Origin of the sequence: Citrobacter sp. wls718, assembly GCF_005280945.1 — a bacterium.
GTDB classification, from domain to species: Bacteria; Pseudomonadota; Gammaproteobacteria; order Enterobacterales; family Enterobacteriaceae; genus Citrobacter; species Citrobacter gillenii.
This window is the reverse complement of sequence record NZ_SZWV01000071.1, coordinates 1-12,512: the sequence shown is the minus strand read 5'-3', so window position 1 is coordinate 12,512 and position 12,512 is coordinate 1. Positions and strand designations below refer to the sequence as shown.

The window sequence follows — 12,512 nt, the reverse complement described above, 5'->3', positions numbered from 1 at the left end:
AAAAACCCGCCGAGGCGGGTTTTTCATTACGGTCAGCAACGATTAATCGTTGTTAGAACCGCCCAGACCTGCGTTCAGCAGTTCTGCCAGGCTGGCAGATGCATCTTCCGCAGTAACCTGAGGCGCTGCCGGCTGTTCGCCCGCTGCGCGACGGCGCATACGATCCTGGTGGTACGCATAACCGGTACCGGCAGGGATCAAACGACCCACGATAACGTTCTCTTTCAGGCCACGCAGTTCGTCGCGTTTACCCGCAACGGCTGCTTCGGTCAGGACACGCGTGGTCTCCTGGAACGATGCGGCAGAGATGAACGATTCGGTTGCCAGAGACGCTTTGGTGATACCCAGCAGGTCGCGAGAGTAAGTTGCCGCAACTTTGCCGTTCGCTTCCAGATCGCGGTTAGCAATCTTGACGCGGGAGTATTCAACCTGTTCGCCTTCCAGGAAGTCGGAGCTACCAGCACTGTCAATGGTCGCTTTACGCAGCATCTGACGAACGATAACTTCAATGTGTTTATCGTTAATCTTAACGCCTTGCAGACGGTAAACGTCCTGAACTTCGTTGGTGATGTAACGCGTTACCGCGTGTACGCCACGAAGACGCAGGATGTCGTGCGGTGCTTCCGGACCGTCGGAAACAACGTCACCACGTTCTACACGTTCACCTTCGAACACGTTGAGCTGACGCCATTTCGGAATCATCTCTTCGTACGGTTCGCTGCCGTCTAACGGGGTGATAACCAGACGACGCTTCCCTTTGGTTTCTTTACCGAAGGAAATGATACCGCTGATTTCCGCAAGGATAGCAGGCTCTTTCGGACGACGTGCTTCGAACAGATCCGCAACGCGTGGCAGACCACCGGTGATATCCTTGGTACCGCTGGATTCCTGAGGAATACGCGCCAGAGCATCACCCGCACTGATCTGGATACCATCTTCCAGCTGGACGATTGCTTTACCCGGCAGGAAGTACTGCGCAGGCATATCGGTACCTGGGATCAGAACGTCGTTACCGTTAGCATCAACAATTTTCAGGGCTGGACGCAGGTCTTTACCACCTGCAGTACGCTCTGCAGAATCCAGAACCACCAGAGAAGACAGACCGGTCAGCTCGTCGGTCTGACGAGTAATGGTCTGGCCGTCGATCATGTCAGTGAAGCGGATGAAACCACTTACTTCAGTGATGACAGGCATGGTATGTGGATCCCAGTTTGCTACGGTTTCGCCGCCAGTAACCTGTTCGCCATCACCTTTCGCCATAACAGCACCGTAAGGCACTTTATAGCTCTCTTTGGTACGACCGAATTCGTCGATCAGTTTCAGCTCGGTGTTACGCGAGGTCACTACCAGCTTACCGGCAGAGTTCACAACCGACTTCGCATTGCTCAGACGGATGCTACCTTTGTTTTTCACCTGGATGCTGGATTCAGCAGCCGCACGAGATGCCGCACCACCGATGTGGAACGTACGCATCGTCAGCTGTGTACCCGGTTCACCGATGGACTGTGCCGCGATAACGCCGATGGCTTCACCTTTGTTGATGATGTGGCCACGTGCCAGGTCACGACCATAGCAGTGCGCACATACACCAAAGTCGGTGTCACAAGATACAACGGAACGTACCTTGACGGAGTCAACGGAGTTCTCTTCCAGCAGGTCACACCAGTGCTCGTGCAGCAGCGTGTTGCGTGGAACCAGAATATCCGCGGTGCCCGGCTTCAGAACGTCTTCAGCAGTCACACGACCCAATACGCGATCGCGCAGCGGCTCTTTAACGTCACCACCCTCGATAACCGGGGTCATGGTGATGCCTTCCAGTGTGCCGCAGTCATCTTCAGTCACAACCAGATCCTGCGCGACGTCAACCAGACGACGTGTCAGATAACCGGAGTTTGCTGTTTTCAGTGCGGTATCCGCCAGACCTTTACGCGCACCGTGAGTAGAGATGAAGTACTGGAGTACGTTCAGACCTTCACGGAAGTTCGCGGTGATTGGCGTTTCGATGATGGAGCCATCCGGCTTCGCCATCAGACCACGCATACCTGCCAGCTGACGAATCTGTGCTGCAGAACCACGCGCACCGGAGTCGGCCATCATGTAGATGCTGTTGAAGGAAACCTGCTGCTCTTCGACGCCGTCACGGTTAATAACAGTTTCGGTTTGCAGGTTGTCCATCATCGCTTTGGATACACGATCGTTCGCCGCAGCCCAGATATCGATAACTTTGTTGTAGCGTTCGCCCGCGGTAACCAGACCAGACTGGAACTGCTCCTGGATCTCAGCAACTTCAGCTTCCGCTTCAGAGATGATCTCGTATTTCTTCTCTGGGATAACCATGTCGTCAATACCAACAGATGCGCCTGAGCGCGCTGCATAGGCAAAGCCGGTGTACATGGTCTGGTCAGCGAAGATAACGGTCGGCTTCAGGCCCAAAATGCGGTAACAGGTGTTCAGCATTTTGGAGATAGCTTTCTTACCCAGCGCCTGGTTGACGATGGAGAAAGGCAGACCTTTCGGTACGATCATCCACAAAATAGCACGGCCAACGGTCGTGTCTTTCAGGCTGGTATGCGCAACGAATTCGCCGTTTTCATCTTTTTCGTATTCGGTGATACGCACTTTAACGCGCGCATGCAGAGAGGCCAGGCCAGCGCGATAGATACGCTCAGCTTCTTTCGGGCCAGTCAGCACCATGCCTTCGCCTTTGGCGTTAACACAGTCACGGGTCATGTAGTACAGACCCAATACAACGTCCTGAGACGGAACGATGATAGGTTCGCCGTTCGCCGGGGACAGGATGTTGTTGGTAGACATCATCAGCGCACGCGCTTCGAGCTGGGCTTCCAGCGTCAGCGGTACGTGAACAGCCATCTGGTCACCATCGAAGTCGGCGTTATATGCCGCACAAACCAGCGGGTGCAGCTGGATAGCTTTACCTTCGATCAGTACCGGTTCAAATGCCTGGATACCCAGACGGTGCAGTGTTGGTGCACGGTTCAGCAGTACCGGGTGTTCGCGGATAACTTCGTCCAGGATATCCCAAACGACAGCTTCTTCACGCTCAACCATTTTCTTAGCGGCTTTAATGGTGGTGGCGAGGCCACGCAGTTCCAGCTTGCCGTAGATGAACGGTTTGAACAGTTCCAGTGCCATTTTCTTCGGCAGGCCGCACTGATGCAGACGCAGGTATGGACCTACGGTGATAACAGAACGACCGGAGTAGTCAACACGCTTACCGAGCAGGTTCTGACGGAAACGACCCTGCTTACCTTTGATCATATCGGCCAAAGATTTCAGAGGACGTTTGTTAGAACCGGTGATCGCACGACCGCGACGACCGTTATCCAGCAGGGCGTCAACCGCTTCCTGCAGCATACGTTTTTCGTTACGTACGATGATATCTGGCGCCGCCAGATCCAGCAGACGTTTCAGACGGTTGTTACGGTTAATGACGCGACGATACAGATCGTTCAGGTCAGAAGTCGCAAAACGACCACCATCCAGCGGAACCAGCGGACGCAGATCTGGCGGCAGAACCGGCAGAACGGTCAGGATCATCCACTCTGGCTTGTTGCCAGACTGTACGAACGCTTCCAGCAGTTTGATACGCTTGGTCAGCTTCTTACGCTTGGTTTCGGAGTTGGTTTCGTTCAGCTCTTCGCGCAGAGTTTCACACTCTTGCTCCAGATCCATGCTCTTCAGCAGGGCCTGGATAGCTTCCGCACCCATCTTCGCGTCGAATTCGTCACCGAACTCTTCCAGCGCGTCCAGATACTGCTCTTCAGTCAGGATCTGTTGACGTTCCAGATTGGTCATACCGCCTTCGATAACAACATATGATTCGAAGTACAGTACGCGTTCGATATCACGCAGCGGCATATCGAGCAACAGACCGATACGGGACGGCAGTGATTTCAGGAACCAGATGTGCGCAGTCGGAGACGCCAGCTCGATGTGGCCCATACGCTCACGGCGTACTTTAGTCTGGGTCACTTCAACGCCGCACTTCTCACAGATCACACCACGATGTTTCAGGCGCTTGTACTTACCGCACAGGCACTCGTAATCTTTTACTGGCCCAAAGATACGGGCGCAGAAAAGGCCGTCACGCTCAGGTTTGAACGTACGGTAGTTAATGGTTTCCGGCTTCTTAACTTCACCGAAAGACCATGAACGGATCATGTCTGGCGAGGCCAGAGCAATTTTGATCGCATCAAACTCTTCGGTTTTAGTCTGCGCTTTCAGAAACTTTAATAAATCTTTCACGGATTTGCTCCCGTCGGAGTTAGCACAATCTGGCGCCGGGTCTTACCCCGGCACCAGTGACCTGTTTGAGCGAGAGTTACTCGTCTTCCAGCTCGATGTTGATACCCAGCGAACGAATCTCTTTCAACAGTACGTTGAAGGATTCTGGCATGCCTGGTTCCATCTGATGGTTGCCGTCCACGATGTTTTTATACATCTTGGTACGACCATTCACGTCATCAGACTTAACGGTGAGCATTTCCTGCAGGGTGTATGCCGCGCCATATGCTTCCAGCGCCCACACTTCCATCTCCCCGAAGCGCTGACCACCGAACTGAGCCTTACCACCCAGCGGCTGCTGAGTAACCAGGCTGTAAGAACCGGTAGAACGCGCGTGCATCTTGTCATCAACCAAGTGGTTCAGTTTCAGCATGTACATGTAGCCAACGGTAACCTGGCGCTCGAATTGCTCACCGGTACGACCGTCGAACAGTGTGATCTGACCAGAAGTCGGCAGGCCACCCAGCTGTAACAGTTCCTTGATTTCAGACTCTTTCGCACCGTCGAAGACCGGCGTTGCGATCGGCATACCTTTTTTCAGGTTTTCAGCCAGACGCAGAACTTCTTCATCACTGAAGGTATTCAGGTCAACTTTCTGACGAACGTCGGTACCCAGATCGTAGGCACGCTGGATGAATTCGCGCAGTTTGGCGACTTCTTCTTGCTGCTTCAGCATGGCGTTGATTTTCTCGCCGATACCTTTCGCAGCCATACCCAGGTGGGTCTCAAGGATCTGACCGATGTTCATACGCGATGGTACGCCCAGCGGGTTCAGTACGATATCTACCGGCGTACCGTTAGCATCGTGTGGCATATCTTCGATCGGGTTGATCTTAGAAATAACACCCTTGTTACCGTGACGACCTGCCATCTTATCACCAGGCTGGATCCGACGTTTAACCGCCAGATAAACCTTAACAATCTTCAGCACGCCTGGTGCCAGATCGTCGCCCTGAGTGATTTTACGGCGTTTCGCTTCGAGTTTTTTCTCGAATTCGTGTTTCAGTTCGTCGTACTGCTCAGCCAGCTGTTCCAGCTGATTTTGTTTCTCTTCGTCGGTCAGGCCGAGTTCCAGCCAGCGATCGCGCGGCAGTTTGTCGAGCTTCTCAGCTTCAACGCCACCGGCAACCAGCACCGCGTAGATACGGCTAAACAGGCCAGCTTCGAGGATCTGCAGTTCTTCAGACAGGTCTTTCTTCGCCTGCTTCAGCTGCATCTCTTCGATTTCCAGCGCACGTTTGTCTTTTTCTACGCCATCGCGAGTAAAGACCTGAACGTCGATAATCGTACCGGAAACACCGTTTGGTACACGCAGAGAAGAGTCTTTAACATCAGACGCTTTCTCACCGAAGATGGCACGCAGCAGCTTCTCTTCTGGGGTCAGCTGGGTTTCACCTTTCGGCGTTACCTTACCTACCAGAATGTCGCCACCGGTGACTTCTGCACCAATGTAAACGATACCGGACTCATCCAGTTTGGAGAGCGCAGCTTCACCCACGTTCGGGATATCAGCGGTGATCTCTTCCGGCCCCAGCTTGGTGTCACGGGACACACATGCCAGTTCCTGAATGTGGATGGTAGTGAAACGGTCTTCCTGAACAACACGCTCGGAAACGAGGATGGAGTCTTCGAAGTTGTAACCGTTCCATGGCATGAATGCCACGCGCATGTTCTGACCCAGAGCCAGTTCACCAAGGTCGGTGGACGGACCGTCTGCCAGCACATCACCACGTTCAACCGGCTCGCCCAGAGAGACACAAGGCATCTGGTTGATACAGGTGTTCTGGTTAGAACGGGTGTATTTGGTCAGGTTATAGATGTCGATACCCGCTTCACCCGCATGCATCTCGTCTTCGTTAACTTTGATAACGATACGGGAAGCATCAACGTACTGAACGGTACCGCCACGCTTAGCAACAGCAGTAACACCGGAGTCAACGGCAACAGCACGCTCCATGCCGGTACCAACCAGCGGCTTATCAGCACGCAGAGTCGGAACCGCCTGACGTTGCATGTTCGCACCCATCAATGCACGGTTGGCGTCATCGTGTTCCAGGAACGGGATCAGGGACGCACCGACGGATACCACCTGCTGGGTGGATACGTCCATGTAGTCAACCTGGTCACGGCTGAACAAGCTGGATTCGCCTTTGCTACGACATGTTACCAGGTCTTCTACAAAGTGGCCTTCGTCATCCAGGTTGGAGTTCGCCTGAGCGATAACGTAGTTGCCTTCTTCGATAGCAGACAAGTAATGAATTTCGTCGGTAACAACACCGTCAGTCACTTTACGATACGGCGTCTCAAGGAAGCCATATTCGTTAGTCTGTGCGTACACGGACAGGGAGTTGATCAGACCGATGTTCGGACCTTCAGGGGTTTCGATTGGACATACGCGACCGTAGTGAGTCGGGTGTACGTCTCGAACTTCGAAGCCTGCACGTTCACGGGTCAGACCGCCTGGGCCGAGGGCAGAGATACGACGCTTGTGCGTAATCTCAGACAGCGGGTTGTTCTGGTCCATAAACTGAGACAGCTGGCTGGAACCGAAGAACTCTTTCACTGCGGCAGAAATCGGCTTGGCGTTGATCATATCCTGAGGCATCAGGGTATCCAGATCGCCCAGAGACAGACGCTCTTTCACCGCACGCTCTACACGTACCAGGCCAACGCGGAACTGGTTTTCCGCCATTTCGCCAACGGAACGGATACGACGGTTACCGAGGTGGTCGATATCATCGACTTCGCCTTTACCGTTACGGATATCGATGAGCTTCTTCATCACTTCAATGATGTCGTCTTTGCTCAGGATACCGGAACCTTCGATCTCGTCACGCAGCAGAGAACGGTTGAACTTCATACGACCAACCGCAGACAAGTCATAGCGGTCTTCGGAGAAGAACAGGTTCTCGAACAGGCTTTCAGCAGCTTCGCGAGTCGGCGGCTCACCAGGGCGCATCATACGGTAGATTTCTACCAGCGCGCTCAGACGATCGTTGGTTGGGTCGACGCGTATAGTTTCAGAAATATATGCACCGTGATCCAGATCGTTGGTAAACAGCGTTTCGATACGCTTGTGACCAGACTGGCTCAGCTTAGCCAGCAGATCCAGGCTCAGCTCCATGTTCGCTGCGCAAATCAGCTCACCGGTTGATGCGTCAACGTAGTCTTTAGCTGCAACTTTGCCCGCGATGTACTCAACTGGAACTTCGATAAGCTTGATATCGTCTTTTTCCAGCTGACGAATATGGCGCGCAGTGATGCGACGACCTTTTTCGACGTAGATTTTGCCGTTGGCTTCGATATCAAAGGAGGCGGTTTCACCACGCAGGCGTTCCGGCACCAGTTCCATCTGCAGCTTGTTGTCACGAATTTCGAAGACAACTTTCTCAAAGAACAGGTCAAGGATCTGTTCAGTGGTGTACTGCAGCGCACGCAGAATAATGGTCGCTGGCAGTTTGCGGCGACGGTCAATACGTACGAACAGGTTGTCCTTCGGATCGAATTCGAAATCCAGCCAGGAACCACGGTAAGGAATGATACGCGCGTTATAAAGCACTTTACCCGAAGAGTGGGTTTTACCCTTATCGGAGTCAAAGAAGACGCCTGGGCTACGGTGCAACTGGGAAACAATAACACGCTCGGTACCGTTGATAACAAAGGTACCGTTGTCAGTCATGAGTGGAATTTCACCCATGTAGACTTCTTGTTCTTTAATGTCTTTTACGGTGCCTTCCGGCGCTTCGCGCTCGTAGATCACCAGGCGCAGTTTGACGCGCAGCGGTGCGGAATAAGTCACGCCACGGATCTGACATTCCTGAACGTCAAAAACAGGTTCGCCAAGGCGGTAGCTGACGTACTGCAGCTCAGAATTACCGCTATAGCTTTTAATAGGGAAAACGGAACGGAAAGCTGCTTCCAGACCATACTGCCCTTCAGGATCTTGCTCGATGAACTTCTGAAACGAGTCAAGCTGGATAGAAAGGAGATAAGGTATGTCCAACACTTGCGGACGTTTACCAAAATCCTTACGAATACGTTTTTTCTCGGTATAGGAGTAAACCATTAGGGTTCCTCAGCTCGCTGACAAGTCGACCCATCTGTCCGACGAAGGGACAGTTTGTGCAACACTATTTTGTTGACCGGAAAATCGAATACTTTCCGCAATGCCTGTTGCTATCACGCTTAAACCATTTCGTTGCGATTTACACAGAGCGGAGGCTCTGTCGCAATATATTAAGGCGTCGATAGAAACAAACATTGAAAGGCACAACAGTAGTCAAACAGTGTGAAATGCTACTGGCGCCTTACAGCGCAAAAAGGCTGGTGACTAAAAAGTCACCAGCCATCAGCCTAATTTCTTAGGCTGCAACTAGAAAAGTTGGCTTATTTAACTTCAACTTCAGCGCCAGCTTCTTCCAGAGATTTTTTCAGTGCTTCAGCGTCATCTTTGCTCACGCCTTCTTTCAGAGCGGCCGGAGCAGATTCTACCAGGTCTTTAGCTTCTTTCAGACCCAGGCCAGTTGCGCCACGTACTGCTTTGATTACTGCAACTTTGTTCGCGCCGATACCTTTCAGAATCACGTCGAATTCAGTTTTTTCTTCAGCAGCTTCAGCCGGGCCCGCAGCTACAGCTACAGCAGCAGCAGCAGAAACACCGAATTTTTCTTCCATTGCAGAAATCAGTTCTACAACGTCCATTACGGACATAGCGGATACTGCTTCAATGATTTGATCTTTAGTGATAGACATTTAAATTGTTCCTGAAAATCAGAATAAGTTTATACGTAAGCAGATGCTTGATAAAGATAACTGCGATTAAGCAGCTTCTTTCGCATCGCGAACAGCAGCCAGAGTGCGAACCAGTTTGCCAGCCGAAGCTTCTTTCATGGTTGCCATCAGGCGTGCAATTGCTTCTTCGTAGGTCGGCAGAGTTGCCAGGCGATCGATTTGCGATGCCGGGATCAATTCACCTTCAAAGGCTGCGGCTTTGACCTCAAATTTTGCATTCGCTTTCGCGAAATCTTTGAACAGACGAGCAGCTGCGCCCGGGTGTTCCATAGAATATGCAATCAGGGTCGGACCAACGAACGCGTCTTTCAGGCACTCGAACTGAGTACCTTCAACAACACGGCGCAGCAGGGTGTTACGAACAACACGCATGTATACGCCGGCTTCGCGACCTGCTTTACGCAGTTCAGTCATTTTGTCTACAGTAACGCCACGGGAATCCGCAACTACTGCAGACAGCGCGCCTTTGGCTACTTCGCTGACTTCAGCAACAATCGCTTGTTTGTCTTGAAGATTTAAAGCCATTAGCTTTGCTCCTGGATGTTTGCCGGGACTCATGTCCCGGAACTCACTTCACTCTTCCCAACGGACAGAGCGTCTTAATACGGTGAGCAGAAACAAGCCAGAGTATCAGAAATAATCTTAGCGTTCTGTCACCGTCTACGCAGGGCATTAAGCTTCTTTCGAAACACCTGCGGTCTTCGACGGAGGCCTGGATAGGCCAGGCTCCAACGAACAAATCTTGTCTATCTGTCGCTATTCAATCTGTGACGGCGTTGACAGCCTTCGTTCACACCAGTCACATAGTTAACTATGCTCCTGGCGATTCACTCAGTTGTCGCCTTGCCACAGCCTGAATATCTTGGATATACGTCTGCAATTAGCAGAAACGTGGGGGTAAGATTGTAGACAAAATCACCGCCCACGTAAAGGCGAATATTAGTTCGCCACAGTCGCGGTCAGACCGGACTGATCAACGGCAACACCAGCACCCATGGTGGTGGAGATGCTAACTTTCTTGATGTACACGCCTTTAGCCTGAGTCGGTTTCGCTTTTTTCAGCGCAACCAGCAGAGATTCCAGGTTTTCTTTCAGTTTGTCAGCGTCAAAATCCACTTTACCGATGGTAGTGTGGATGATGCCGTTTTTGTCGTTACGGTAACGAACCTGACCCGCTTTAGCGTTCTTAACCGCTTCAGCAACGTTAGGGGTTACAGTACCAACTTTCGGGTTTGGCATCAGGCCACGCGGACCCAGAACCTGGCCCAGCTGGCCAACAACGCGCATTGCATCCGGGGAAGCAATAACAACGTCAAAGTTCATTTCGCCTTTCTTGATCTGGTCAGCCAGATCTTCCATACCTACCAGTTCAGCGCCAGCAGCTTTAGCAGCTTCAGCGTTTGCGCCCTGGGCAAATACGGCTACGCGAACGGAACGGCCAGTACCGTGCGGCAGTACAGTTGCACCACGTACGTTCTGGTCAGATTTACGAGCATCGATACCGAGGTTAACGGCAACGTCAACGCTTTCTACGAATTTAGCAGTGGCCAGCTCTTTCAGCAGAGCAATAGCTTCGTTGATATCATACTGTTTAGTTGTATCAACTTTGTCACGGATCACGCGCATACGCTTGGTCAGTTTAGCCATTTCTTAATCCTCCACTACCAGGCCCATGGAACGTGCAGTACCTTCAATGGAGCGAGTCATCGCTTCAATGTCGGAACCAGTCATGTCGGCAGCTTTGGTCTGCGCGATTTCCTGCAGCTGGGCGCGGGAAATTTTACCCACTTTGTCTTTGTTCGGCTTACCGGAACCAGACTTGATACCAGCCGCTTTCTTCAGCAGAACTGCTGCCGGAGGCGTTTTGGTAACGAAAGTGAAAGAACGGTCAGCGTAAACGGTGATAACAACCGGGATCGGCAGACCTTTCTCCATGGAATCAGTTTTTGCGTTAAACGCTTTGCAGAATTCCATGATGTTCACGCCTTGTTGACCCAGTGCTGGACCTACCGGCGGGCTCGGGTTAGCCATACCAGCTGCAACCTGCAGCTTGACATAGGCTTGGACTTTCTTAGCCATTCTAAATTCCTCTAGTTGGGTTATAGCGCCTCAAAAAGGCTCCCCGTGATAAAATTCGTTTTACGGATGCTATCCATAAAAACAAAAGGCGCGAAATTGTATTCCAATCTCGCGCCTTGTGCAACGATTAAATCGCCGCTTTTTTGATCGACTTGTTAGGCTTTCTCAACCTGAGCGAAGTCCAGCTCAACCGGCGTTGCACGACCGAAGATAGATACGGAAACCTTCAGACGAGACTTCTCATAATCCACTTCTTCAACTACGCCGTTAAAGTCAGCAAACGGACCGTCGCTAACGCGAACCATTTCGCCCGGTTCAAACATCGTTTTCGGACGTGGCTTATCGCCAACCTGCTGCAGGCGGTTCATGATCGCATCAACTTCTTTGTCGCTGATCGGAGCTGGACGGTCAGAAGTACCGCCAATAAAGCCCATCACACGCGGCACGCTACGCACCAGGTGCCAGCTCGCATCGTTCATGACCATCTGGACCAGTACATAGCCCGGGAAGAATTTACGTTCGCTTTTGCGACGCTGGCCGCCACGGATTTCGACCACTTCTTCAGTCGGCACCATGACTTCGCCAAACAACTCTTCCATATTTTGTAACTTGATATACTCACGCAGCGATGTGGCTACGCGGCCTTCAAAACCGGAAAACGCCTGAACGACGTACCAGCGCTTTTTAGGAGCTTCAGACATCTTAGAACCTCAGGCCAGTGATAAAGGATACCAGGCGAACCAGAATACCATCCAGTCCCCACAGGATCAGTGACATTACCGCAGTGACCGCAGCAACGATCAGCGTGGTGTGCAGCGTTTCCTGGCGAGTTGGCCAAATGACCTTACGGACTTCGGTACGCGCTTCACGGGCAAAAGCAACGGTCGCTTTACCTTTTGTCGTCAACAGCGCGACACCGCCCGCTGCAGCAATCAGAATCACTACGGCTAGCGCACGCAACGGCAGCATCATGTCACGATAGAGGTAGTTGCCAACGATAGCGACAAGCAGCAATACAGCGACAACAACCCACTTCATCGCTTCCAGGCCGCGCCCGCTTCCTTGAGCTTCGGTATTCGCACTCATAAACCAACCTGTCAGAAGTATTCTACAAACATTTTCACCCCGCGTACGCGAGGCGATCCAAACCGAAATGCTCTGGTGCGTTTCGGACTAAACGCCCTCTTCAGAGCCTGTCTCAGCAATGATTATGGCAAAAAAAATCACTGATGAGCCAGGTTCTGGTTCGACAGCGTATAAAAAGGGCATCAAATGATGCCCTTTTATTGCGCATTGCGTCAAATAATATCAGCAATTAGCTCAGAACTTTAGCAACA

Annotated in this window: 8 protein-coding genes; all 8 read right to left on the bottom strand. The window is 51.9% G+C overall.

Annotation, left to right across the window (positions count from 1 at the left end):
- Positions 1-42 precede the first annotated feature (42 nt).
- The 8 genes from rpoC to secE all read right to left on the bottom strand — a co-directional run bounded on the left by rpoC (position 43) and on the right by secE (position 12,261).
- Positions 43-4,266: a DNA-directed RNA polymerase subunit beta' gene (gene rpoC, locus FDW95_RS14465; protein ID WP_115259738.1), complete on the bottom strand. Its 4,224-nt coding sequence runs from the start codon at positions 4,264-4,266 to the stop codon at positions 43-45.
- A 76-nt stretch (positions 4,267-4,342) separates the two neighbouring features.
- On the bottom strand, positions 4,343-8,371 hold the full coding sequence (gene rpoB, locus FDW95_RS14460; RefSeq protein ID WP_096758781.1) for a DNA-directed RNA polymerase subunit beta: 4,029 nt from the start codon (positions 8,369-8,371) through the stop codon (positions 4,343-4,345).
- A 320-nt stretch (positions 8,372-8,691) separates the two neighbouring features.
- Positions 8,692-9,057, bottom strand: a complete 366-nt coding sequence (gene rplL, locus FDW95_RS14455) for a 50S ribosomal protein L7/L12 (RefSeq protein WP_049842133.1) — start codon at positions 9,055-9,057, stop codon at positions 8,692-8,694.
- Between the two features lie 66 nt (positions 9,058-9,123).
- Positions 9,124-9,621: a 50S ribosomal protein L10 gene (rplJ, locus tag FDW95_RS14450; protein WP_007704673.1), complete on the bottom strand. Its 498-nt coding sequence runs from the start codon at positions 9,619-9,621 to the stop codon at positions 9,124-9,126.
- A gap of 414 nt (positions 9,622-10,035) precedes the next feature.
- Positions 10,036-10,743 (bottom strand): 50S ribosomal protein L1, encoded by a 708-nt coding sequence (rplA, locus tag FDW95_RS14445; RefSeq protein ID WP_096758782.1) that lies wholly within the window; start codon positions 10,741-10,743, stop codon positions 10,036-10,038.
- 3 nt (positions 10,744-10,746) lie between these two features.
- Positions 10,747-11,175 (bottom strand): 50S ribosomal protein L11, encoded by a 429-nt coding sequence (gene rplK / locus FDW95_RS14440; RefSeq protein ID WP_003033122.1) that lies wholly within the window; start codon positions 11,173-11,175, stop codon positions 10,747-10,749.
- 155 nt (positions 11,176-11,330) lie between these two features.
- Entirely contained in the window at positions 11,331-11,876 is a 546-nt protein-coding gene (gene nusG / locus FDW95_RS14435) for a transcription termination/antitermination protein NusG (RefSeq protein ID WP_003033125.1), read from the bottom strand.
- A gap of 1 nt (position 11,877) precedes the next feature.
- Positions 11,878-12,261, bottom strand: a complete 384-nt coding sequence (gene secE, locus FDW95_RS14430; RefSeq protein ID WP_003033128.1) for a preprotein translocase subunit SecE — start codon at positions 12,259-12,261, stop codon at positions 11,878-11,880.
- Positions 12,262-12,512 lie beyond the last annotated feature (251 nt).